The sequence below is a fragment of the Shewanella sp. N2AIL genome (genome assembly GCF_022690845.1).
Lineage (GTDB): Bacteria > Pseudomonadota > Gammaproteobacteria > Enterobacterales > Shewanellaceae > Shewanella > Shewanella baltica.
This window is the reverse complement of the sequence record NZ_JALBYT010000007.1, coordinates 53,388-79,022: the sequence shown is the minus strand read 5'-3', so window position 1 is coordinate 79,022 and position 25,635 is coordinate 53,388. Positions and strand designations below refer to the sequence as shown.

Annotated in this window: 18 protein-coding genes and 5 tRNA genes; 3 read left to right on the top strand and 20 right to left on the bottom strand. The window is 46.9% G+C overall.

What is annotated here, in order from left to right; all coding sequences use genetic code 11:
• Window positions 1–111: 111 nt before the first annotated feature.
• The 6 genes from MO387_RS06375 to rmuC form a co-directional block, all read right to left on the bottom strand.
• Window positions 112–2,337, bottom strand: a complete 2,226-nt coding sequence (locus MO387_RS06375; RefSeq protein WP_107947423.1) for a DUF3488 and transglutaminase-like domain-containing protein — start codon at window positions 2,335–2,337, stop codon at window positions 112–114.
• Complete coding sequence (locus tag MO387_RS06370; RefSeq protein ID WP_107947425.1) at window positions 2,334–3,431, bottom strand: DUF58 domain-containing protein; 1,098 nt, start codon at window positions 3,429–3,431, stop codon at window positions 2,334–2,336. The genes MO387_RS06375 and MO387_RS06370 overlap by 4 nt, the downstream gene beginning before the upstream one ends.
• A gap of 99 nt (window positions 3,432–3,530) precedes the next feature.
• The gene (locus MO387_RS06365) at window positions 3,531–4,442 is read right to left on the bottom strand and encodes a MoxR family ATPase (RefSeq protein ID WP_107947428.1); all 912 of its coding nucleotides are present in this window, start codon (window positions 4,440–4,442) and stop codon (window positions 3,531–3,533) included.
• 185 nt (window positions 4,443–4,627) lie between these two features.
• Complete coding sequence (locus MO387_RS06360; RefSeq protein ID WP_107947430.1) at window positions 4,628–5,332, bottom strand: EAL domain-containing protein; 705 nt, start codon at window positions 5,330–5,332, stop codon at window positions 4,628–4,630.
• A 239-nt stretch (window positions 5,333–5,571) separates the two neighbouring features.
• Window positions 5,572–7,497, bottom strand: a complete 1,926-nt coding sequence (locus tag MO387_RS06355; RefSeq protein ID WP_107947432.1) for a transglycosylase SLT domain-containing protein — start codon at window positions 7,495–7,497, stop codon at window positions 5,572–5,574.
• Window positions 7,498–7,643: 146 nt separating this feature from the next.
• Window positions 7,644–9,200: a DNA recombination protein RmuC gene (rmuC, locus tag MO387_RS06350; protein WP_107947434.1), complete on the bottom strand. Its 1,557-nt coding sequence runs from the start codon at window positions 9,198–9,200 to the stop codon at window positions 7,644–7,646.
• A 264-nt stretch (window positions 9,201–9,464) separates the two neighbouring features.
• Here rmuC and msrP point away from each other — a divergent pair, with 264 nt between their 5' ends.
• Window positions 9,465–10,499: a protein-methionine-sulfoxide reductase catalytic subunit MsrP gene (gene msrP, locus MO387_RS06345; protein ID WP_107947437.1), complete on the top strand. Its 1,035-nt coding sequence runs from the start codon at window positions 9,465–9,467 to the stop codon at window positions 10,497–10,499.
• Between the two features lie 43 nt (window positions 10,500–10,542).
• Window positions 10,543–11,208 (top strand): protein-methionine-sulfoxide reductase heme-binding subunit MsrQ, encoded by a 666-nt coding sequence (msrQ, locus tag MO387_RS06340; protein ID WP_107947439.1) that lies wholly within the window; start codon window positions 10,543–10,545, stop codon window positions 11,206–11,208.
• 173 nt (window positions 11,209–11,381) lie between these two features.
• On the opposite strand, the gene gloA is transcribed toward msrQ, so the two are convergent.
• The 14 genes from gloA to MO387_RS06270 all read right to left on the bottom strand — a co-directional run bounded on the left by gloA (window position 11,382) and on the right by MO387_RS06270 (window position 22,036).
• Window positions 11,382–11,792: a lactoylglutathione lyase gene (gene gloA, locus MO387_RS06335; protein ID WP_006087315.1), complete on the bottom strand. Its 411-nt coding sequence runs from the start codon at window positions 11,790–11,792 to the stop codon at window positions 11,382–11,384.
• Between the two features lie 494 nt (window positions 11,793–12,286).
• A complete protein-coding gene (gene nth / locus MO387_RS06330) occupies window positions 12,287–12,928 on the bottom strand; it encodes an endonuclease III (protein WP_106650414.1) in 642 nt (213 codons plus the stop codon).
• Between the two features lie 244 nt (window positions 12,929–13,172).
• Window positions 13,173–13,871, bottom strand: coding sequence for an electron transport complex subunit E (locus MO387_RS06325; protein ID WP_107947441.1), 699 nt, complete (start codon window positions 13,869–13,871; stop codon window positions 13,173–13,175).
• A complete protein-coding gene (gene rsxG / locus MO387_RS06320; protein WP_107947443.1) occupies window positions 13,864–14,502 on the bottom strand; it encodes an electron transport complex subunit RsxG in 639 nt (212 codons plus the stop codon). The genes MO387_RS06325 and rsxG overlap by 8 nt, the downstream gene beginning before the upstream one ends.
• Before the next feature lie 56 nt (window positions 14,503–14,558).
• Window positions 14,559–15,608, bottom strand: coding sequence for an electron transport complex subunit RsxD (rsxD, locus tag MO387_RS06315; protein WP_006081540.1), 1,050 nt, complete (start codon window positions 15,606–15,608; stop codon window positions 14,559–14,561).
• Between the two features lie 26 nt (window positions 15,609–15,634).
• Window positions 15,635–18,055: an electron transport complex subunit RsxC gene (gene rsxC, locus MO387_RS06310; protein WP_107947445.1), complete on the bottom strand. Its 2,421-nt coding sequence runs from the start codon at window positions 18,053–18,055 to the stop codon at window positions 15,635–15,637.
• The gene (gene rsxB / locus MO387_RS06305) at window positions 18,049–18,663 is read right to left on the bottom strand and encodes an electron transport complex subunit RsxB (protein ID WP_107947447.1); all 615 of its coding nucleotides are present in this window, start codon (window positions 18,661–18,663) and stop codon (window positions 18,049–18,051) included. Before rsxB ends, rsxC begins: the two co-directional genes overlap by 7 nt.
• 1 nt (window position 18,664) lies before the next feature.
• The gene (gene rsxA, locus MO387_RS06300) at window positions 18,665–19,243 is read right to left on the bottom strand and encodes an electron transport complex subunit RsxA (RefSeq protein ID WP_006081543.1); all 579 of its coding nucleotides are present in this window, start codon (window positions 19,241–19,243) and stop codon (window positions 18,665–18,667) included.
• Between the two features lie 125 nt (window positions 19,244–19,368).
• Window positions 19,369–21,273, bottom strand: coding sequence for a GGDEF domain-containing protein (locus MO387_RS06295; protein ID WP_107947450.1), 1,905 nt, complete (start codon window positions 21,271–21,273; stop codon window positions 19,369–19,371).
• A 204-nt stretch (window positions 21,274–21,477) separates the two neighbouring features.
• A tRNA-Asn gene (locus MO387_RS06290) sits at window positions 21,478–21,553 on the bottom strand.
• A 50-nt stretch (window positions 21,554–21,603) separates the two neighbouring features.
• Window positions 21,604–21,679: transfer RNA gene (locus tag MO387_RS06285), tRNA-Asn, on the bottom strand.
• Window positions 21,680–21,722: 43 nt separating this feature from the next.
• Window positions 21,723–21,798: transfer RNA gene (locus tag MO387_RS06280), tRNA-Asn, on the bottom strand.
• A gap of 32 nt (window positions 21,799–21,830) precedes the next feature.
• A tRNA-Asn gene (locus MO387_RS06275) sits at window positions 21,831–21,906 on the bottom strand.
• Between the two features lie 54 nt (window positions 21,907–21,960).
• A tRNA-Asn gene (locus MO387_RS06270) sits at window positions 21,961–22,036 on the bottom strand.
• A gap of 1,516 nt (window positions 22,037–23,552) precedes the next feature.
• On the opposite strand from MO387_RS06270, the gene uvrB reads away from it, so the two are divergent.
• Window positions 23,553–25,559 carry an excinuclease ABC subunit UvrB gene (gene uvrB / locus MO387_RS06265; RefSeq protein WP_006081546.1) on the top strand — a complete coding sequence of 669 codons (2,007 nt, stop codon included), beginning with the start codon at window positions 23,553–23,555 and terminating at the stop codon, window positions 25,557–25,559.
• The last annotated feature ends 76 nt before the right edge of the window (window positions 25,560–25,635 follow it).

Here is a 25,635-nt window from a genome sequence, read left to right as displayed (position 1 = left end):
TTTATAAGATTCAACACTATTGCTACTTCTGTGGGATTAACCCGCAACTTTAGGCGTTTACTGAGCCTTGAACCGATGCAACTTGGCCGGCTAATGCTCAGTTTACAAATCCTAGGCTAGCGTGAACTTCTTTTTCACCTTAGCCCTGAGCAATAACCAATTCAGTTGCTTCGCCGCCGCTTTAAATTTTGTTAAATGCGCTTGATAGTCATCAGCCGGTAAATCTTGATACTTCAGCGCTACATAACTTTGGGTCAAGGTATGCATCAGCGCACAAAGCTGTGGTGCATTGTGTTGGTATTGCTCGATAATCTGCTGCGCAAATTGGTTTGGCCCATCACTGTCATTACGCTTAATATCATGGCGGGCGAGGCGATTGCAGATCTGTTGATAGCGGGCGCTGATAGGATCGCCCTGAGTGCTAAAATGTAACAGCCCCGCACTGTAGGCGATATAGAGCACGATAAGGCTGATACACAGCCCCATAAATACCGCGATTTTAGTGTTAGTCACATCACCTAAGATGCCGCTGAGCACTTGATTCTGCCTATCTTGATTGAAACCCAATACCCACACGCTCCAGTAATAATCTATGCTGGCAAAACGTTGCCTTAACTCATTGAGCCAAGGCATGGATTTAAAGCGTAAGCTACTAAAAGGGCTTTCCTGCAGGTAACTCAGTGCGGGATCAAACTGGGCGTCGAATCCCTGTTCGATACGATTGGGCGCCACCATAGCGGTGGGGTCGAAACGCACCCAACCTTCACCTTCGAGCCAAACCTCTGCCCATGCGTGGGCCATATATTGATACACGCTGTAGTAACCCGCTTGCGGATTAAATTCGCCGCCCTGATAACCTGTAACCATACGTGCGGGTAAACCTGTGGCCCGCGCCATAATAATGAAGGCGGCGGCATAGTGCACACAAAATCCGGCTTTGTTTTCAAATAGAAAATCATCCACTTGCTGCGGCCCAAGGGGAGGCGGCGTGAGTGTGTAGAAAAAAGGCTCGGTATTAAAGTGGCGCATCATGGCCCAGAGTCGTGGCTTAGGCTCGGGATATTGAGTCTTAAATTGCTCGGCCAGCGCCCAAGTTCGTGGATTACTGTTACTCGGCAGTTCGAGGTTAATCTGTCTTTGCCGCGCCGAGAGCCTGAGATCCATCTTAGCTTTGGGCCAAGACTCCACTTGATAACTCATTCGCTGATCGACATTGCGCAGCGCTAACAGTCGATAGTCGGGCATATTGACCACACTATCATCTTGGCTGTAGGCGACATCAAGACCAAATAACCACGGCTGGTGGCTAGGCTCAGCAATCACTTGGTAACGAAGACTCAGCTTATTGTTTTGCTTGCCTTGTTTTGCAGTATCTTGACCTTCGCGACTTATCGAAGCGGGGCTTTTTGTTAAATCAGGATCATTGGTCATTAAATCAGGGTTATTGGTCACAGCGTCAGGACTGGTGATTGTTGAAGCTGGACTATTAAGCATCAAAGCGGGGCTGGGCCGAGAGGGCGGAAACAGCAGCGCATCTTTTTGCAGCTTTTTAATGCCTTCCTCCTGACGCCAAGTCATACCGTCATAGTTTTCCATCACCAGAGCGCGCCAATATAACTCAGCATTAATGGGCGCCGCATTGGTAAAACTCGCCCTAAAGGCCAGCTCGGTCGAACGGGTGAGCTTACCGATATCACCAATGGCCAGACTATCGGACAAGCCCGTTTGGGCTTCTTTCATGTTGGGCACTAACCAGAGCGGCGCAAAACGCGGTAACACCAAAAACAACAGCAGCGCGAGGGGCACACTCTGGAGTAAAAATTTACCACCGAGCCACGCCGTGTGTTTTAGGGAGTGTTTATCTTGATACAGGGTCACGAGCACGCAGGTGTTGATCAACGTCACCATAAGCAAGTGCACGGTATTGAGTAAGGATTGGTGATCAATAAAGGTCAGCGCGATAATAAAATAGCCCGCGAGGACGACAACCCGCACATCCCTTTGGTTACGCATTTCAATGTATTTTAAGGCGTAACCTAACAGCAGCAGATTCACGAGTGCGTTGAGTAAGCCAATTTCCTTGGACACGAGTGCTAATGTGGTTGCGGCGCCGATCGCAAGACTGGTGACCAGAAAACGCGGCGGCTTTGCCACTTTGCCAACATAAATCCCCACACGCCACAGCAAACAAATTGCGCAAATGCCTAAGGTCCAAGGCGTGGTTTTATCAAATAGCGGGCTCAGTACGGCGATATTGGTGATCAATAACCAAAATAAAGTCTGACGGCTGATGTTATCGCCAATTTGCGGTGTCGTGCTGCTGGCCGTTAATGTCATGCCTGTTCCCTCGAGGCAGAGACATGACGCTGCTTGCTGGTGGTTTTAGCCGTTTTATTTGAGTGCTTTGCCGCTGATGACGAATTAACGGCTGACGGCGCTAGCTGTGGATACAAGGCAAGGGCCTTATGGCAGGCGATTCTATGGTTATGACCGATAGAGGGCGCGATCAATATATCCTCGCCCATTGGTGTTTGCAGATGTAGGCCAAAATATTGCTCGAGTTGCGTGAGTTTATTGATTTGCCAGCTTAATTGACTCAACTGGGTTTCGAGCCGTTTAGCATCAGGTCTGAGTCTTAACCAGACGGGATCGCCTTGGGGCTGCTGGAATTCTTTACTCAACATACCGCGACCCTGCGCCCATTGTTTCCACGCCACTTGCTTGAGGGACTCGCCGAGCACATGGGGTTTAAGTCCTTTAAACTCATCGATGCCTGACACATGTTTACCCGCCAGTAGCAGGGGATCTTGCTCAGACTGAGTATGATCAGCCTCAAGCTGCAGCGGCGCTTCAATTGGCTGGGCAAAGACTAAGTGGCTGATGCCCAAATCCACATGGGACCACGCGCGGCACAGCCCTAAGGGATAAAAGGATTCAATTTTGAGCCGCCCCGGTGACACTTGGCCCCGCTGATGATATTCGAAGGGCACGAGCGCTTGCTGTTCATCTGTACTGACGTTCTGCACCGTATAAGTGCGATTATGCGGATAGTTTAGCTGAATATTATGACCACTGTGGTGAGTGCTGATGAGGACAGGAAAAGTTAAGGTTTCGCCGGCATAGACTTCGGGCGGCGTCATGGCGCGTAAATGTAGACCCGCCAGATTTTTGTAACTGTAGAGAATACAGGTATTAAACAGGCTTAGGAGTAAGATACTAAGGCCAATGACTAAGTTATTTTGATAGTTAGTACCAAATAGATATAAGAGTAAAACCAACCCGAGCCAAACTAAACCGAAACCACTCGGCAGAATAAAAATACTGCGATGGCTTAAGGTGATTTCAGGACTCGGTGGCAAACGCCTCGCTAACCAACGCTGCCAAATCGGTTCTAAAGTCGGCACGAAAGTTGGGCGTATCAGTCGTTTCACTTTTGCATCACTTCCTTGATTGAATGGCTTGCTTTAACAGCTCGATTTTATTGCTAAGTTAATGAATGCATTCACAATATTGTTCATGACAGCGGCTCGCTACATGATGGGATTAACGCTCGCCAGAATTCGCTCGGATAGGGCTTCGCCCTGTAATTGGCTACTGGTTCTGAGTCTATGCTCCGCCACGCAGCAAAATACCGCTTGCACATCTTCGGGAACTAAATAATGTCGGCCTGCTAAAAAAGCCCATGCTTTTGCGGCTTGCAATAGGGCTTTGGTAGCGCGGGGCGATAAACCCACGCCATCACTTTGGCTGCGAGAAAAATTCACTAAGGCCAGAATGTAATTGAGTAAAGCATCGGAAGCGCTGACCTTGTCGCATTGTTCTTGCAGTTGCATCAAGGCCAGTGGCGTCAGGCATTGGGGCAGTTGATCTAAGGTTAAGTGGTTATGATTGCTCTTCAGCATCGCAAGTTCGGCGTCGTGGCTCGGATAACCAATAGATAGACGCATCATAAACCGGTCGAGCTGCGATTCTGGTAGCGGAAATGTGCCGGATTGATCGGTGGGATTTTGAGTTGCGATCACAAAGAAAGGATTAGGCAATCTGTGGGTGATGCCATCGACGGAGATTTGTTGTTCTGCCATCGCTTCAAGCAAGGCGCTTTGGGTCTTAGGGCTGGCGCGGTTAATTTCATCGGCCAAGATCATCTGCTTAAAAATCGGCCCTGGATGGAAGATAAATTGCGCCTGATGTTTATCAAAAATCGACACACCGAGAATATCAGCGGGCAGCATGTCGCTGGTAAATTGAATTCTTTGGTAACTCAAACCCAGGCTTTGGGCTATGCCATGGGAAATACTGGTTTTACCCATGCCGGGTAAATCTTCAATCAACAGGTGGCCGCGGGCGAGAATGCAGGCCAAAGCAAGCCGAATTTGCCTAGGTTTGCCCAGTAACACTTGTTCGAGTTGTTGTAGTAATTCGCTGATCCCAGATTGTGTCACGGGCGACTCCTAATACATTTAAAAGCGTAACTGAAAGTGCATGCGAAAGCAGATAAGCTTAACCACTATGGCGGATCATCGCCTGCTTATCCAGTGGCATTTCTAGTGCGAAATCAATTACTCGACTGAATGACGTTTAGGCTTGCGTGTGCTGGTGGCACCAAGTCAAAGGTTAGCGCTTGGATTTAGGCAAGACACAGCGTTTGACTGCGGCTGGGGCGAATAAACCAAGATTTAAATAAAAATCCTTGGACTAAGTCGACGCCTATATCTCGCGCAAACGCTAGCTGGGTTTCGGTTTCTATGCCTTCTAGAATGCACTGTTTATTGGTTTGTTTGGCAAAGTTAATCAGCGCTATGAGTAACTGGACGCCTTCAGGATGCGTGATGTGCGTTAACCAATGGCGATCGAACTTGAGATAATCCACATTCATCATCAAATCAACACAAAGCATGGAGTGGGGCGCGCCAATATCATCGAGCGCCACTTGGATATTCGCTTGTTTAAATTGGCCGAATAACTGATTGGCCAGTTGGGCATCGCTAATGCAAGTGTTTTCAATGATCTCGACCGTAATTTGCTGGTATTGCGATAACAGCTTTATAAGCTTGGCAGTATGTGGCCCATCGACTGCGTGGGGATCGACATTGATAAAAATACGCTGCTGGCTGGGCGCGTGAGCGAGTTGAAATGCCTTGGCTTGATATTCAACGGCGGCGAGCAACTCTGTGGATTCATGCAATTGCTCGAACACGATATTGGGTGCAACCGCATCGCCATTAGGTAGATAAAAACGCGCTAAGGCTTCATAGCCGTCGATGGCTAACGTATGGGGATCAACAAAGGGTTGGTATTCGCAGCTGAGTGTTAACGAGCTAAGGTTAATCATGGGCCTAATGGGAGTCTTAATGCATTAATACTAATTATTCGCATTTAATCACTCGCAGTGCAAACAAGTTTACGATAAAACGGCGTGACTGCTGAATAATTATTCGCTTTGCTAATGATTTGAATTTAGAGAATATCATTAAGAATTTTAGGCGGTTAAAGCATGAGCATTATCTTAGGGTATGCTGAAAAGTAGGAACTCGATACTGCTGAGTATCGAGTTCCATTTTAGGTTGCGACTTAGTAAGCAAACTTAAGTTCAGCTTCGCTGAATAATGGCTGCGCTTTTTGCTCCTGCGCTTCATAAATCAATCGATAGCTGAGGACGGCTTGCACATATTCACGGGTCTCAGTGAAGGGAATGGCTTCGATAAAGCCCATGGCATCGAGTTTGCCATCTGAATTTGCTAACCAGCGACGTACCCGTGACGGGCCGGCATTGTAGGCGGCAGTCGCGAGGATACGGTTCTGGTTAAACTCCTTCAACAACTGAGCATAGTAAGCACTGCCAAGGTTGAGGTTAAGCTCGGCACTATAAAGATCCTTAGGATCGCTATATCTGGCCCCATGTTTTTTGGCGGTTGCTTTAGCGGTCGCAGGCATAATTTGCATTAAGCCGCGGGCACCTACGCCTGAGGTCGCGTACAGATAAAACGCGCTCTCGCGGCGGCTGATCGCGCGAATCTCATCTATGTTGACTTTGTGCTTTTTACTGGCATGCTCAAAACCTTCTTGGTGCGCCATCGGGAAGCGCAGGGGAATGTCATCCCACAACTTACCTTGTATGCTGGCTTCGACGCCGAAATCATACCAGCCTTGCTCATGGGCATAACGGCCGTAACGGGCTCGCATCGTATTGTCACTGCGTTTTAGTAGCGAAATCCATTCATAGCGCGCATCGAAATAACGGTCCAGCGCCATCAGCTCTTGCACCCGGACAAAACCCAGATCATCGGTTAATTTTTGGCTGCTGGCGTCGACGATAGGCTCTGGGCTTTGATTCAGCGAGACGGGTTTATTTAAAAATTGTGCGGCGGCAAAACCGTAAAAATTACGTTCATTGCTGATTGTCGCAAGAGCCTTAGTGGCACTTTCAGGCGCATCTTTGGCATTGGTGCGATAGAGCCAATATTGCCAGCGTTCCTTAGCTAAGGTTTCTGGTTGCAGCAAGTTCAAGTAACGGGCAATGCTGCGCATGTCGTGATCGCGAATGGCCCATCTTAAGCGGCGTTCAAATAAGTCGTCACTTTTTAGCTCGGCAAGCACATTATCAACATAGCTTTTATGGCTATCATCTTGTTCGATTAAGATACGGCGAACCAAGTATTTATCCAGCTGTTGGGCTTGTGCTGGTGTAAAACGATTGGCCTTTTGATACCGTTCATACAAATTAATCGCTTGGTCGAGATCCTTGCGGGCAAGGCGTTTTAATCCCGCCGCGACTATGTCGCCGACAATCGGATTTTTATCCTTAAACTTTTCGGTATGGCGTAGGCTGTTTGGATCTTTATAGACAGCGACTAAACGCTTCGCTTCGTTGTTATGGGTGGTGATTTTCTGGGATAAAAAGCTTAGCAGACTGGTTTCGCCAGTTTCAAAACTCAGCATCATCCGCGCCCAGATCACATCTTGAGTGCGTTTACCTGCTTTGGTCCAAGCATTAAACAGGGGATCACATTCCTTTGGCCGCGAACTACCAAAGACCCACAGTGATTGCGCCGCTGCGTAAGCCGTCTTTACATCGCCCTTGGCGAGTTTTGCCTCGTAGTAATAACATTGCAGGCGGATGTCGGTAGGAGCATCGGGACTTATCGCAAGATAATCATTCCAACGTTTTTGGGTTCCTGCATTGTTTAAGTATTTAGACCTTAACCTGTTGTACATAGGCGTGGTTTGATACTTATCAATCAGATTTTTTGCCGCAGCGCCATGCAAACCATTGAGATCGCCTATGTCGATATCATGGTCTAAATAAATCGCCAGCGGATAATTACCTAATTTTGCCCGTAGGGGTTTATAGACTTCATAGTCTTGTTTCTTTAAGGCTTTTTCGGCCTCAAGGAAGGTTTTTTGCGTTGGCGTTAACGCGAATGCAGAAGGGGCATTCAAGGCGCCTGCGAGCAATATTGCGCTGGATATAACCACATTCATCACGGCTTTGCACATGGAGCGTTTGCCTCCGGGCATCAAGGTATCAATCGACATGTCCGTATCGATTCAAGGTTATTGGTGAGTGTTTAACTCTATTAATCAATTAGGTTTTTCAACTTTGTAATCAACTCAGTCTCTCAACTCTCTATCTCATTCTGGATTTATGCGGGTTCGAGTTCTGTGTCCTTAGGATCGCGCGTTGGCGGCAGCGTCTGCTCCGCGTCATCCTGTGTATCGTTGTCGTCTTGGGCTTCATTAAGCGCTTTTTCTAACAGCATTTTATCCAGCTGTTTACTGGTATCGACCCCGAGTTGCTGCATTAAATGGGCTTGACGCACTAGATTGCCTTTGCCCGATGAGAGCTTGTTCATGGCGCTGTGATAGGTTTTTTCGGCGTTATCTAAGGCGCGGCCGAGTTTTTCCATGTCTTCAATATAACCACATAACTTGTCGTAAATTCGACCCGCTTGCTTAGCAATGGTTTGCGCATGTTGGTTTTGATATTCGTAGCGCCAAATATTGTTAATGGTGCGCAGGGCTACCAGTAAATTCGTCGGGCTTACCAACATGATATTCTGCTCAAGAGCGAAATTCACTAGGCTAGGATCATGCTCTAACGCCAGTAAAAAAGCTGGTTCAATAGGAATAAACATCAACACATAATCGAGACTCTTAAGGCCATGCAGATGCTGATAATCCTTTTGACTCAAGCCCTTAATGTGACTGCGAATCGAGATCACATGCTCATTAATCGCCTGTTGGCGCAGGGCGGGATCTTCACTGTTGAAGTAGCGCTCATAACTGACCAAGGACATTTTAGCGTCGATGACCACGTCTTTATTTTCTGGCAGATGCACAATCACATCCGGCTTAAAGCGCTTACCATTGTCGTCTTTGAGATCTTGCTGGGTATGGTACTCATGGCCTTCGCGTAGGCCGCTTTCCTGCAGGACGCGATCGAGGATCACTTCACCCCAGTTACCTTGCTGCTTGTTATCACCTTTAAGCGCTTTAGTCAGGTTGATTGCATCTTGGCTCATCTTCAGATTGAGATCTCGCAGGTGCTCAAGTTGATGTTTAAGGGCGCTGCGCTCGGACTGTTCGTGGGTGTAGGATTCACGAATTTGCTGTCTGAATCCTTCAAGCTGCTGTTTCAATGGCCCAAGTACGCCTTCGAGTTGACTGGCATTTTGATGCTTAAAGTTTTCGCTCCGTTCTTCAAAAATGCGATTGGCGAGGTTTTCAAATTGGGTCTTTAATCGCACTTCGGCCGATTCTAAGCTGGCAATTTTATCCTGCAGTGATTCTTGCTGGGCATCGGCCTTGGCTTGAATGGTTTGTTGCATGGCATTGGATTTCGACAGGGCCAATTGAATTTCTAACTGGCGGCGCTGGCTGTCATTTAATTGCTGCTCTAAGGTGGGAACGCGTTCGGCTAGGGCCTCGGCTTTACCTAATTGTTCAATTTTGAGCTCAAGGCGCTGCTGGTATTGACGTAGTTGCGCTTCTTTGTCATCGACCAAAATTTGCTGCTGCGCTAAGGATAATTCAGCATCTTCATTCACTTGACGCATCTCTTGCTCAAGTTGGTCTTTATGTTGTTGCCAGCGTTGGCGGGTGAGTCTTTGGTTAAGCAGGGCACCGATCAACAGGCCTAAGAAGGCGATGGCGAGAAGGCCGATGATTTCGGCGACGGAAAAAGATTGAGAAAATGGCATGATCAATAGCACTCCTTTAGCTTTGGCGCTTAGGTTCGCATGCCCCCTAACAGGCTTCAAGCCCTTTAATCAACTATATCTGCGCTTAATGCTTGAATGAGCAAGTCTTATACGTTTAAGGTGAATTTATTCGCGGGTGGAAAGTTTTTCTGGCTTTTACCTGTCTATATTAAGGTGAGCATAGAAGTGAGCGATACAGACGAGCGCCAGATAAGATTTTATCGCGACTCGGTGGCGTTAATCATTGGATGGTAGAGGTGTCAATTGGCTAAACATTCCCGTTTTACCCCAGGTATTCTTAAAAAAGCGCAGTGGCACATGCAAGACAACCAAGTGACACCCGAAGCGGTGTTTCGCTCGCGCCGGCAGATTGTGAAAGCCATGGGGCTTGGTGCTATTGGTGCCAGTGTGCCCGGTTACGTGCAGGCCGGATTGTTCGATCTATTTGGCGATCAGCCTAAGTCTTCATTTATCACGACACCACTGACGTTTCAAACCAATAAGCAATACGGTGATGCCGATGTGTTAACCCCGCTTGATAAAGTGACGCAACACAATAACTTTTACGAGTTTGGCACGGATAAGCAAGATCCCTTCAATAATGCCCAAGGCTTTAAAGTCGATCCTTGGCAACTGCGTATTGAAGGTGAAGTCGAACGACCCATGACTTTAGATTTTAATGATCTCACCAAAATGTTCCCGCTTGAGGAGCGTAATTATCGTTTGCGCTGCGTTGAAGCTTGGTCCATGGTGATCCCTTGGGTGGGATTTCCGTTGGCGGCATTATTGAAAAAAGTCGGTGTGACCAGCAAGGGCAAGTATGTCGCCTTCGAAACCGCTTTTGATCCTGAGCAAATGCCAGGGCAGAAGAGCCGATTAATGGGCGGTGGTATTCATTATCCCTATGTTGAAGGCTTGACGATAGCCGAAGCCATGAACGATTTAACCTTAATGTCGGTTGGCTTGTATGGCAAAACCCTGCCGCCGCAGAACGGCGCACCCATTCGCTTAGTGGTGCCATGGAAATACGGCTTTAAGAGCATTAAATCGATAGTGCGAATTCGCGTGATGGATAAACAGCCGCCAACAAGTTGGAATCAACTTGCTCCGCATGAATATGGATTCTATGCCAACGTGAATCCGGCGGTGGATCATCCACGCTGGTCACAGGCCAGTGAACGTCGTATCGGCGAAGGGGGATTATTCTCAGCAACCCGCATCGATACCCAGCCGTTCAACGGTTACGGCGAGTTTGTGGCTTCACTGTATGACGGCATAGATCTTAGGAAAAACTATTGATGTTTGGTTTGTTTGAAAATATGCCCTTTAGCGGGGATGACCTATGTTGAGATTAACCGCTAAGCACTTGTTTTGGCTAAAAGCGTTATTTCATTTGCTGGGTTTAGTGCCAATCGTCTACCTAGTGCTCACTGTCGTGTTAGGCCGTGCGGGCGGCGATCCTGTGCAGCATATTATTCACTACACAGGCATAGGTGCGTTAAATGCTTTAGCGGCGACCTTGCTGATTTCACCCATTGCGAAGCTGACTAAGCAAGGGCTGTTGATGCAGACTCGTCGTTTAGTGGGCTTATATGTGTTTGCCTATGCCACCTTGCATATCTTGGCGTTTTTTAGTTTAGATCTGTTATTTGCTTGGGAATTACTGTTTAGCGAGGTGGTAAAACGGCCGTATATTTTAGTCGGCGCAGTGGCTTATCTTATCGTCACCGCTTTGGCGATAACTTCGTTTAAAGCCTTGATGCGTAAGATGGGGCGTCGTTGGCAAACCTTGCATAATGGGGTGTATTTAGTCGCGATATTAGCGCCAATCCATTTTTACTGGTCGGTAAAATCGGAAATCATCGAGCCAAGTCTGTATATCGTTGGTTTTAGTGTGTTGCTGCTGTGGCGTACGCCTTGGCTTAAGCGCATTCTCAGCCGTAAAGGGATGAGTAAACCCGTGAAAAAGACGACTAGTGGACAAGATAAAGCGTCGATAAGTCGATAAAATCAGCTTAAACGCATGGCGCGAGTGGTGAATTGCTGGCTTGTTTTATGTTTAACGCAAAATAAAAGTATAAAAACAAAAATGCCGAATTAAGATTCGGCATTTATCATTTAGCAGAACAGTTCTGCTCACTTAATCTAGCTCAGTTAATCTTCTTGCTCAGGTGACAAGACTTAACCTAAACCTTGAGTCGCTGACTTCATTTGAATGAACTCAATTTTATAACCGTCTGGATCTTCAACAAAGGCAATCTCTGTGGTGCCACCTGCGACTGGACCTGGTGCACGTGTTACTTTGCCTCCGGCTGCGGCAATAGCAGCGCAACGGGCGTAGATATCTTCATCACCAATCGCTAAGTGGCCAAAGCCAGTGCCTAAATCGTATTTGTCAGTGCCCCAGTTATAGGTCAGTTCAACCACGGCTTGGCCTGTGGACTCTTCACCGTAACCTACGAAAGCTAAAGAATATTTGTATTCTGGATTTTCAGAGGTGCGAAGTAGTTTCATGCCGAGCACTTCAGTATAAAAAGCAATACTGCGTTCTAAGTTACCGACGCGGATCATAGTGTGTAATAGTTGCGACATAGGTCCTCTCTCTAAATAGATTCCGGTGGGGAGTATATCAAAAATGTCTCTGCGCATGACCACAAATCTCATCCATGGTGTTTTTATCACACTTGATCAATTCGATTGGTTAGGATAGGAAAACGCTGGCTGTCGACGGGCTAATTTGCGGATTGTGATAAGAAAATTGCCGATAAATTGGCTGTTGCTCACAAAACACAGAGACAAACATGGGATTTTACCGCGAGGTTGACGATAATACAGCCATACCAACTAGGAGAGTGAATGATGAACACCGAAGTTAAAATGGCCTTAGGCACTACAGTTGTAATTGCTTTATTTTTCAGCGCGTTCTTTGTTTCAATGTTTTAACGACTAATATTAGTTTGAGTTAACCCAGCTCCAAGTTAAACAAAAAAGCCGCTATTGCGGCTTTTTGTTTGTCTGAAATCTAGTCTAATCAATGTGAAAACAATGCTGAAACGTCAATTTGCTCCACTAAGTTGATTCGAAGCTTACTCTTCAGGATAAATTTTTTCTTTAAATTCGCACAAGTCTTCAATGATACAGCTACCACAGCGGGGTTTGCGCGCAAGGCAAGTGTAGCGGCCATGCAGGATAAACCAGTGATGTACATCGACTTTAAATTCTGCGGGAACCACTTTTAGCATTTTTTCTTCCACTTCAACCACGTTCTTGCCGGGCGCAAATTTAGTGCGATTGGCGAGGCGAAAAATATGGGTGTCGACGGCGATGGTTGGCCAGCCAAAGGCGGTATTGAGCACTACGTTAGCCGTTTTGCGCCCTACACCGGGCAGGGACTCAAGTGCTTCGCGGTTTTCAGGCACTTCACCATTGTATTTCTCAATCAAGATCTCACAGGCTTTGATCACATTGATGGCTTTGTTGTTATACAGGCCAATCGTCTTGATATATTCCTTTAATCCATCCACGCCTAAGGCATAAATGCTGTGGGCGGTATTGGCTACAGGAAAGAGTTTGTCCGTTGCCTTGTTGACACTCACATCCGTCGCTTGGGCGGATAAGGTCACGGCGACTAAAAGTTCGAAGGGACTGGAAAAATTGAGCTCGGTTTCAGGTTTCGGATTGTTATCGCGAAGACGGGTGAGGATCTGGATGCGTTTTTCTTGATTCATGTACGATTCCTGCGCGGTTGTTGGATTCAACTGTTAATCATTTATTGTCAATTGGCCATTAATCATGATTGAACGAGCTAAAACCTAGACCCGCTGATTTCCTATGCTTTGAGTGCTTATGTTGAGTGCGTATGTTTGAAATTATATGGCTCAATTCCAGTCGCTTAATGTGCGCTGAGCGCACATTAAGCGGTGAACATAATACTCTTTTTGATGCTTGAATAGGAGGTGTTAGGTTGAAAGCCTAACCGACCTTAGTAATGCGCGCGCGGGTAACACTGGGTTCTGCGGCGACTTGAGGCTGGCGTTCTTTGACTTTTTTATCAATCACATTTTTCAATGCAATCAATAGTCCCATCACGATAAATGCGCCAGGTGGCAGCATAGCGAGTAGAAAAGGAGTGTCGACTTGCCATAAGTGGATGGTTAAGGATTTTGCCCATGGGCCGAGCAGTTGTTCGGCGCCATCAAACAGTGTGCCTTGACCTAAAATTTCCCGCGTTGCGCCTAATACGGTTAGCACTAAGGTAAAACCGAGCCCCATCATCAAACCATCGAAGGCAGCGCTAAAGGCGTTATTGCGCGAGGCAAAGGCTTCGGCGCGACCGATGATGATGCAGTTGGTCACAATCAACGGCAGGAAGATCCCAAGGGATAAATACAGACCGTAGGCATAGGCATTGATAAGCAGTTGCACTGTGGTCACCAGCGCGGCGATGATCATCACAAATACCGGAATACGAATTTCTTTGGGCACATAGTCGCGCACCAGCGACACCAAAATGTTAGAGCCAATCAGCACCAACATCGTCGCTAGACCAAGGCCAAGGGCGTTCGTGATTGTCGCTGTGACCGCAAGCAGGGGGCACAAGCCTAACAGTTGTACTAGGCCAGGGTTATTCTTCCACAGACCTTGCCAAGCAATTTCGCGATAATTAGTCATGATTGGCCTCACAATTTAGCGGCAGACTGAAAATTTGCGCTTGGTTATTGTTGAAATACCATACTGCGTTTTTGACTGCTTTGACATAAGCGCGCGGGGTGATAGTCGCGCCGGTAAATTGATCAAAATCGCCACCGTCTTTTTTAACCAACCATTGTTTGTCATCTGCCGAGCCTAACACTTTACCGACAAACTGAGAGACCCAATTGGATTTACGTAGATCGATTTTATCACCGAGCCCAGGTGTCTCTTGGTGAGCTAAGGTTCGAACGCCTAGGACTTCACCTTTAGTGCTAATACCCACAATCAATTTGATGTTGCCGTTATAGCCATCGGGCGCAATAGCTTCAATAGCGATGGCCACAGGTTTGCCTGCACGGGTGGCTATATAGGCGGGCATTGGGCTGTCGGTTCCTAATGCGTCTTTATCCAGCAGCAAAGTACATTGAGCCGTTAGCTCGTTATCGTGCATCTCATCAGGAATTAATTGATGTAACACTCGCATTAATTCTTGCTGTTCTTGCTGCTTAATTTTATCGACAGTTTGTTGATTGACAGCGGCGACGAGCCCAGTGCAAATCAAGGCAAACAATGCCAATAAAAAACCATTTTTAATCATCGGATTTTTCAACTCTTTTTCCTTAAGCTCTCGTTGCCCGCAGAATGATGTTATCGCTGAGCATGACCTTAGCTCGTTGAATGGCCATAGGTGCGTGGACGCACGTAATAGTCAATAAAGGGCGCACAGAGGTTGGCCAGTAACACGGCAAAGGCGAAGGCGTCAGGGTAACCGCCTTTGGTGCGGATGATATACACCAACACACCAATTAACGCGCCGAAGATAATACGGCCACGGGGACTGGTTGCGGCTGTAACGGGATCGGTGGCGATAAAAAACGCCGCTAACATGGTCGCGCCAGAAAACAGATGCATCAGTGGACTGGCTTGGGTATCGGGTGACAGTAAGAAACCGATACTCGATGCCACAAAGAGACCTAATAACACGCCAGTGCTGATGTGCCAGCGAATGGCTTTTAGTTTAAGTAACACTAACCCGCCAGCAAGATAGGCCAAGTTCACCCAGAACCAACCTACGCCTGTACTGCCATCAAAAATGGCTTTGGTGAGACTTTCTGTGGTGGTTAATCCCATGGATAAATCGGTTTTGAGGGTATCGAGTGGCGTTGCCATTGTCATGCCATCAATGCCTAAGCGGAACTGCTCCATATTCACGTGCGCGCCAACATTAAAGATAAGTTGCAAGCTTTCAACAAGGCTGGGCGAATGCAGTGCAACGGTGCTCGGTGCTATCCAGGTGGTCATTTGCACAGGGAACGAGACTAACAGCAATACATATGCCGCCATTGCTGGGTTGAATAGGTTATGGCCTAAGCCGCCGTAGAGGTGCTTAACTATGACGATCGCAAAGGCGGTGCCCATGACGATCATCCACCAAGGAGCGAGGGGCGGAATGGCGACACCAATTAAGATGGCGGTGAGCATGGCGCTGTTATCGCTAAGGCTCGCTTTGATATTGCGATTGCGAAGTTTCATCACAGCGGCTTCGCAGCTTAAAGCGACGAGGATCGCCAGCAGGACTTGCACAAGTGTGCCCCAGCCAAAAAAGGCACATTGCACGACAAGGCCCGGCAGTAAACATAAAATCACCCTTTGCATGACCGTTGAGGTATGCAAGTTTCGCGTTACATGGGGTGATGAGGCTATTTTAAACGCCATTGTGTTCCCTTTTAATCATTCTGTTCTTAATCATTAGTCACACTTGAGTCGCTCGAAGCGTTGGCTTCTTGGGCGAGTGCCGCTTTTTTGGCTTTTGCCTTGGCGATGGTCGCAGCAATCCGCGCTTTTTTCAGCTCATCACTGGATAACGGCGCCGTTTCAATGGGCTCTGCAGTGGATCCTACCGATGGCAAAACGGCATCAGCTTCAGTTGTTGCAGTATCAAGCGTTGCTGCTATCGAGGGCGATGCCACGTTAGCTTCAGCTCGAATCTCGTCAACAGACTCTATTTCAGACTCAGTTTTAGACTCTGCTGCAGATGCCGAAGCTATTTTCTTCGCTTTAGCACGAGCAACTGCGGCAGCCACTTTGGCCTTTTTAATCGCTTCAGCGTCGTTAACGCTAACGTCAGTATTGCTAACTTCAGTATTGCTAACTTCAATATCACTAGCGGCGGTTTCTACTTGCTGCGCCGCTTTCTTGGCCTTGGCACGAGCAACGGCTGCTGCTACTTTCGCCTTTTTATCATCGGCAGCGCTGAGTGCTGATGTGCTATCAGCGGTTTCAGTAGATTCAAGCGGTGCGGTATCGGTTTGCTGTGTGGCTTTTTTGGCCTTGGCGCGCGCAATCGCCGCAGCGACTTTGTCTTTCTGGGATAAAGGCGCTTCCTGCGCTATCGCATCAGTGGCTGATTCAGTCGCATCAACATTCGCCGAACTGTCTATTTGAGCGCTATCTGTTTCCGCCCCAGGTGATTTAGTACTCTCGGTATTTGCTTGGGCGGCTTTTTTTGCCTTCGCACGGGCGATGGCGGCGGCAACGGCGGCCTTACCCTTTGGTGCTGCTGTAGTGTCAGTTGTTGTGGCGCTTGACTCTTCGGTAATTGATTCGCCAGTGACTGATTGTGCCGCTGCGGCTTTTTTCGCGGCGATCCGTGCCATGGCTTCGGCGACGGCATTTTTATCCGTGCCAGTCATAGTCGCTTGTCGGCGCTCTGCGGCTTCTTTAGCCTTAACTTCACGGGCAAGCTTTTCTTCTTCAAGACGCGCTAAACGGGCATCGAAACGCTGTTTAGCGCGCTCCGCTTGCTGCTTTTCATCGGCGGCTTGTTTAAGTGCAGATTTGGCAATGCGGTAATACTCGACTAAGGGAATATCACTCGGGCAGACGTAACTACAGCAACCGCATTCAATACAATCCTTTAGATTGTAGCTGGCAGCTTTGTCATATTCTTCGGCCTTGGCGTGCCAAAAGAGTTGCTGTGGCAATAAGAGTGCAGGGCAGGCATTGGCGCATTCGCCGCAGCGGATACAGGCTTTTTCTTCTGGCGTAGTTCCTATTTCTTGGCTGCTTGGCACCAGAATACAGTTAGTACCTTTTAAAATAGGCACTTGGATATTCGCCAATGCATGGCCCATCATAGGCCCGCCAATAATCACCTTTTGTTCAGGCTCTGGCGTGAACTCAGTCGCAGCAAGCACATGCTCAACAGGTGTGCCTATCGGTAACCAGTAGTTCCCCGGTTTACCGACATTTTTGCCTGTCACAGTCACAACGCGCTCAATAAGCGGTTTACCTTGGGTAACCGCTTGATGAATCGCAAAGGCAGTGCCGACGTTATGCACGACGATACCGAGTTTGGCGGGAATAGCGCCCGAGGGCACTTCGCGGCCAGTAATGATTTGAATTAACTGCTTTTCACCACCAGAAGGATATTTTGTCGGAATGACGGTTACCCGAATGCTGTCGGCTGGGAGCCCACATTGGACGACTGCAGCTTGCATGGCTTTGGCCGCTTCTGGCTTATTATCTTCAATGGCGATAACAATGCGTTTTGGCGTTAATAGCCGATGAATAATGCCAATACCCGCGAGGATATCTTGGCTGTATTCGCGCATTAATCTGTCATCGGCGCTGATATAAGGTTCGCACTCGACGCCGTTGATGATGACTAAATCAATTTCACTGACCGGATTAAGCTTAATATGAGTTGGAAACGCCGCGCCGCCCATGCCTGCAATGCCAGCAGCACGGATCTTATCGATCATCTGTTGATGGGTTAAATCATCAAGATCATTTTGCACCAGCTCACACCAAGTGTCTTTGCCATCGGCCTGGATAACGCAGGTATTAACTGGCAATGCTGAAGCATGGTTACTGGCCCTTGGCTCAATGGCAACGATAGTGCCTGATGTCGGCGCATGCACAGGTAAATGCCAAATGGAGGTACCTTGAGTTAACGGTGTGCCTTTTAATACGCTATCGCCGATGTTTACCGCAAGTGTGCAGTTTTCACCGACTTGAGGGATGGGCACTAAATACGTAGCGGCTAAGGGCAGTTGGCTAATCGGCGTCGCGTTCGAGAGGAATTTGACTTCGGGTGGATGTATACCACCGGGTGAGCGCCAAAGGGTTCCTTTATCTAATTGATCTAATAAAGTTAACACCGCTTTTCCTCTTCTAACTGTGGATCTTGGCTCTGAATCTCTTTGCTGAGAGTCTCTTGGATGAGCGTCACTGGGATGGCATTTAAGCGCCAGTTCCAATTTTTAAGATTCTGGGTAACAGGGATCATATCGATACAATCGACGGGACAAGGCTCAACGCAGAGATCGCAGCCCGTGCAGTCGGTTGTGAGCACGGTATGCATCAGCTTGCCTGCACCGATAATCGCATCGACAGGGCAGGCTTGAATACATTTAGTGCAGCCAATACATTCATCTTCGCGAATATAGGCGACTTTCTTGACCTGAGATTGTGCCTCGGCATTCAGCGGCTCTGGCTCAACGCCCATTAGGGTCGCCAGCTTTTCCATGGTGGCTGTGCCACCAGGGGGGCATTTATTGACTTTATCGCCATTGGCAATGGCTTCTGCATAAGGGCGACAACCTGGGTAACCACATTGACCGCATTGGGTTTGTGGCAGAATAGCTTCGAGCTCATCGACAATCGGGTTGCCTTCAACCTTGAATTTAAGGGCGGCAAAACCGAGTAACACCCCAAAGACTAATGCCAATAGGGTCAACAATATGACTGCAATTAAAATTCCGGACATCTTACTTAACCAATCCTGTGAATCCCATAAAGGCGAGGGACATAAGACCTGCGGTGATCATCGCAATCGCGCCGCCTTTGAAAGGTAAGGGGACATCGGCGGCCGCTAAACGCTCGCGCATCGCCGAGAAGAGAATTAACACTAATGAGAAGCCTAACGCAGCACCAAAGCCATAGATAGCCGATTGAATAAAATCGTGCTTCTCGTTCACGTTTAATAAGGCAACGCCCAATACCGCGCAGTTAGTCGTGATTAACGGCAAGTAAATCCCTAAGGCACGGTGCAGAGCGGCACTGGTTTTTTGCACCACCATTTCAGTAAATTGCACCACAACGGCAATCACTAAAATAAAGCTCATGGTTCGCAGGTAACTCAGATCAAAGGGTAATAATAGATACTGGTTGACGAGATAACTGAGAATTGAGGCTAACGTCAGCACAAAAGTGGTCGCCATAGACATGCCAATAGCGGACTCCAATTTGCTGGAGACCCCCATAAAAGGGCACAGGCCTAAGAATTTCACTAAAACGAAATTGTTGACCAGCACTGTACTGATCAACAGGAGGAGATATTCAGTCATCCTAATACTTTTCTAAACGGATCTTGGCCGTATTATCGACTTTTCCGTATGCATAAACAACATATAGAATGCAGGGTTAACCATCTTTACTGTAAATTTTGGTGACGAATTAACCCGTTAAAGTATTAAATCTGATCTGTAATGGCCATAGCTTGTGGCTGTGCGATGTAATAGCCCTGTAATCCATCGATGAGGAGTTTTTCGAGGGTTAATTTTTCTTCTTGGCGTTCGACGCTGGTAGCGATGACCCGGATGCCAATCCGCCTTGCGACATCCACCATCATACGCACGAAGAACTTATTGTTGCTGTCTTCATCGATATTAGAAGTGTAACTACCATCGAGCTTGATGAAGTCGGGCCGCACTTCGCTGAAGAATTTGAAGGAGGTAAAGCTCATACCAAAACGCTCAATCGACACCCGCGAACCGACACTGTGCACTTCGCGGACAAACTTATAACTCGCCCCTAAGTTAGACTGCATGCCGGACTCGTTGATCTCAAATACTAAGCGCGAGGCGATGTGTTTTTGCTTACCTAATATGTCCTTCAACCAAGCGACAAACATGTCTTGATGGGCCGAAAATGCGCTGATATTGATACCAAAGTTACCGGTAATGGTCGGGTTTTCCTTAAGTATTCTTAATGCACTGATCACCACCAGTTTATCTAACTCAGTACTCATACCGTGACGTTCAGCCATGGCAATCACTGTGGTGGTGGGTAAAAACTTGCCTTCGCTATTATAAAAACGGGCTAATAACTCGCGGTAAACTTCGACATCAGTACGACAAGGCTGAATAGGTTGCTGGTAAAATTTTAATGCTTGGCGAGTGACTAAATCATTGATCGCCATCTTCCAGCGATCGTCTCCAAATTGTTCATCCCCATTGAGTTTTTCTTGGATATGATAACTATTGGGCCCAAGGGTTTGCGCTATGCTGACCGCAGTATCGGCAATGGTCAGTAAATTAGCCGCTTCCACTCCTTGGTTGTAGGGTACTAAGCCTATATGGGCAACGGATTCCGCTTTTGTCATCTGCTGATATTCATCGAGGTAAATCTTTAGCTGGTCTAAAAATTTCGGTGCATCTTTGAGCATAACTTCGGGAATAAACACTGCAAAATCAGCACTCGCTACTCGAAAATATTCGGCATCAGGATAGCTGCTACAGGCTTTACGGATGCAATTGGCGACTCTTGCGAGATAATCATCTCCCGCTGTTCGCCCTTGTTTCTGGTTTATTTGCGCCAACTCGGTCGCTTTAACCATAGCCATCAAGCCCAATTGAGGAATATTTGGATTACTAATGGTTTCTAGTTTTTTTGTAAATCCTGGGCGAGTGCTAAAACCTGTCACTGTGTCTTGATAGGCGGCTTTATGTAGCTTTTCGTTTTCTTGATTGAGCTTATCGATTTGAGTTTTAAGTTGCAGGCGACATTCTTCAAGGGAAATACCAATAGGGTTGAGCTCGCCAGTCAGCTTTGATGATGCGACTGCAGAAAACCCTAACTCAGGTATTTTGGAAATATAATCAGCAGCATAACGTATTGCTGCCCTATGTTTTGACATTAATAGAACAAACACTAACAGTAATGTCAGATAAGCCACTAGCAACATGAGGCCAAGTTTTTCAGTGTTGCTAATTGCCGTATCAATGGCTTGATTGGCGCTGAGTTTGACTTGTAAACGACCCGCGGCCAATTTTTGTGTGTGGCTGAGGTCGATGGAAAATAAACTGGCTAAAGGATGGGAGTGTTGGCTGTCTAAGCTGCCTTCGGTATGGCTCAGTTGCCCGTCGGTATCATCAATATATTGGAAGAACTGAAATTGGTAGTCTTGAGATAGTTTTTTGAAGAGTTCAGTGCCATTACCTTGCCATTCTTGGTAGCGGATTAAGCTGGATTTAAAACTATCGAGTTCTTGCTGCTGTTGGACTTGCAATTGACTGTTTTCACTTTGATACACCCAAGCAAAAAGACCTAAAAAAATAAGCAGTAAAAAAATTGGATATGATTTTGACATGGCCATAAAAATCCGCTCTAGATTTTGGTGAGTACGAACAGGATAAGTTTAAGTCAAGAATGCTTAAAAACCGCTATCTGTGTGAAGATACTCAGAAATTTGTTTAATAAGCTGGTAACAGTGTAACTGCATTTGCTTAAAAACAAAACGAAAAGAATAAGTTGCCAAGCAGGAGTGAAACTGAGGAATGGGTTGTTGAATTAGAAAATATGGCTCCCCTGACTGGACTTGAACCAGTGACATACGGATTAACAGTCCGCCGTTCTACCGACTGAACTACAGGGGAGTAGAGGGTGCGATATTGCTATCGACTTTTAAGAAATAACACTTTGAATATGGCTCCCCTGACTGGACTTGAACCAGTGACATACGGATTAACAGTCCGCCGTTCTACCGACTGAACTACAGGGGAATCGGGTGCGATATGACTATCGACTTTATTCTGTGTTTTAATTTGGCTCCCCTGACTGGACTTGAACCAGTGACATACGGATTAACAGTCCGCCGTTCTACCGACTGAACTACAGGGGAATCGTTTTAAACAAGCAGTGTCATAATGTAATTGGCTCCCCTGACTGGACTTGAACCAGTGACATACGGATTAACAGTCCGCCGTTCTACCGACTGAACTACAGGGGAATCGATTACATATTGTTACTGCTTGTTCTTACTTGCTTTTACTCTGCGTTAAATTGGCTCCCCTGACTGGACTTGAACCAGTGACATACGGATTAACAGTCCGCCGTTCTACCGACTGAACTACAGGGGAATCGTTTCACACAGTCGTAGCGACTCGTTGAGAACGGAGCGCATAGTAAAACGCTCTGTGGGATGAGTCAACTCGAGTTACTAAAAAAAGTGTAATTATGCTGTTAAGTGCTCATCTAATGTGCATCGTGGTGCAGAATTCGACATTTTTAGTGAAAAACCACTTAACAATTCGCAATATAGCTTTGAACGCCGCCATCGTTTGCGGGGTGAAATTTCTATGAAATTGAAATCACTCGTTAAAAAATAAGCATTTTTTAGAAATCAGCCGAGCTTAAGGCCAATGAATAGGCTTAAACAGCTTAAAGCTTAAGTGCAGCCAGCTATCGCTTCGGGTTTATCTCATCTTTTTAGCAGATTGATAAGCATTGGGTAAGCAAGATGAGTTGAGATAGCGATGCGGCGTGAAGTTATTGGGCTGCATGAAAAGGGGATTGAATTAGCGGTAAATAACGATTGGGTTAAACCGTTAGGCTTGTTGGCGTAAGGTAGACGATTAAGTAAAGTTTCTTTCTACGTGCTGGGTAAGTCACCATGATCGATGAACCATTGGCTATCAACTATCAACTATCAACTATCAACTATCAACTATCAACTATCAACTATCAATAGCGTACAGTCAGTAAGTTAAGAGTTAAGCTGCCTTTCAGCTCTATCTTTCTGCCGCATATATGGAATACCTTTACAGTAAATGTGAACTATTAATGGCGATGACGCGTATCTCAATATTGATAAGTCGACACGTTAAAGATAAATGTGATTTATATAGCATTGATCACTGAGTTTTATGCTGGTTTTAACGTTAGTGCAAACAAGCTAGTAAACGAGAAGTCCTAGCTGCTTGCTTATCTTTGAGAGTTAAAGTGTCCAGTTCAACACGCAATATGTGACTGATTTTAATTTAGCTTTTATCAAATTAGCCGTAACTGTTGCTAAAAGCTAGTGACGCGTTGCACAGTAAAAATCTGGGCCAATTGCAATTAGTGAAATCGATACAAGTAGCAACATTTATCAAATGTAATTAAATTACCAAATGTTGACTGGCTGTTATTCGGAGGCATGACAGCCTCCAATCCCGCGTGGTTTCTCGGTTATGTGGACTTATCAACAAAATCTGTGGATAACCCTGTGAGTTGTCCAAATAAATGGTCGTCAAAGCCTTGGCGTATGGGAGTCGGACTTAAAATGCACTATTTTGGATGGGGAAAATAAACTTCAATATTATCAATTGAGTATTAAAAGCAAGTGGTTTTTGTTGAGGGTGAAAACAAGGTTGCAATTTTGTAATCGAACGAAATTGATTTCTTGTGTATTAAATTGGCATTTTTGCTTAGTTTGCGGGTGTTTTATGAGCAAAAATCGTTGAAAATGGCTTGGTCTAAAAGTTTCATGTTTCTTCCACTAAATTGTCATCTGGCGGTGTTACTGCGTATTGAATTGACGACAGGAAGGATAACGGTGGAGCTTAGTCGGTGACTTGATTAGAATGGGGCGACTCATTAAAAGGATATGTGCGCGTGTCAGAATCTGTTTTTCAGCTTGAATCGCAATTCGCCCCCGCAGGCGACCAACCTACAGCGATAGCCAAATTAGTCGATGGACTCGAAGCGGGTTTAGCTTGCCAAACCTTACTAGGGGTGACCGGCTCAGGTAAAACCTTCACGATTGCCAATGTGATCCAAAAGTTAGGTCGCCCCACGATTATCATGGCGCCCAATAAAACTTTGGCGGCGCAGCTTTATGGCGAGATGAAAGAGTTCTTTCCCCATAATGCGGTTGAGTATTTTGTCTCTTACTACGATTACTATCAGCCTGAAGCCTATGTGCCTGCATCGAATACCTTTATCGAGAAAGATGCGTCGGTTAATGCCCACATAGAGCAAATGCGCCTGTCGGCGACGAAGGCGCTGTTAGAGCGTAAAGATGTGGTGCTCATCGCTTCTGTGTCGGCCATTTATGGTTTGGGCGATCCCGACTCCTATTTAAAAATGTTGCTGCACCTACGCCAAGGCGATGTGATGGGGCAGCGTGATATCTTAATTCGTCTCAGTGAATTGCAGTATAAACGCAATGATATCGAGCTACAGCGCGGCACCTATCGCGTGCGTGGTGAAGTGATTGATGTTTTCCCTGCCGATTCTGAGCGTAATGCCATTCGTGTTGAGTTGTTCGACGATGAGATTGAGCGTTTAAGCGAGTTTGATCCGTTAACTGGCCATATCATTAAGCGCATCGCCCGTACGACGGTTTACCCTAAGACTCACTATGTGACGCCGCGGGAAAAAATCATTGCCGCCACTGAGTTCATAAAAGAAGAACTGCGTGAGCGTAAGCAATATCTACTCGATAACAACAAGTTAATTGAAGCCCAGCGTATCCATGAGCGAGTGCAATACGATGTGGAAATGATGGTGGAGTTAGGTTACTGCTCTGGCATCGAAAACTACTCGCGCTATTTGTCAGGCCGCGCACCGGGGGAAGGGCCGCCAACCTTACTCGACTATTTGCCCGCTGACGGTCTATTAATTATCGACGAATCCCATGTGACTGTGCCGCAAATCGGCGCCATGTACAAAGGTGACCGTTCCCGTAAAACCACACTGGTGGAATACGGTTTCCGCTTACCGTCTGCTTTGGATAATCGACCGCTCAAGTTCGAAGAGTTTGAGCAATTGATGCCGCAAACCATTTATGTGTCGGCGACACCGAGTGTCTACGAGCTGGAAAAAAGCGAAGGTGAGATTGCCGAGCAGGTCGTGCGGCCAACGGGTTTACTCGATCCTGAATTAGAAGTGCGTCCTGTTGGGACTCAAGTGGATGATTTATTGTCTGAGATCGCCAAGCGCGTCGCTGTTAACGAGCGGGTGTTAGTGACCACATTGACCAAGCGTATGTCGGAGGATTTGACTGAATACCTCGACGAACATGGCGTAAAAGTGCGTTATTTGCACTCGGACATCGACACGGTTGAACGGGTGGAGATCATCCGCGATCTGCGTTTAGGTAAGTTTGATGTGTTGGTAGGGATCAACTTATTGCGTGAAGGCTTAGACATGCCAGAAGTGTCATTGGTGTGTATTTTAGATGCGGATAAAGAGGGCTTCTTGCGCTCAGAACGCTCGCTTATCCAAACCATTGGCCGCGCTGCGCGTAACGTCAATGGCAAAGTAATCCTCTATGCCGATCGCATTACCAATTCGATGGCGAAGGCCATTGGTGAAACTGACCGCCGACGTGAACGCCAGCGCGCGCACAACTTAAAGCACGGTATCACTCCTAAGGGCGTGGTTAAACGGATCACCGATGTGATGGATGTCGATGACGGCCGCGACAGTAAAGCTGTGTATGGCAAAGTGGCTGAACCTAAGTCCCATTACCATAAAGCCGATGCGACTGAGTTGAGCCATCAAATCGATCAGCTTGAGAAGAAGATGCACGAACATGCGCGTAACTTAGAGTTCGAACAAGCAGCGGCGATGCGTGATGAAGTCAAGCATCTGCGGGACTTGTTGATCAAGGCCTAGGTTAACCTTAACGCTAAAGATTAAAAAAGCCGTCCAGCAATCATGCTGCGACGGCTTTTTAATGTCTGTCAGTGAA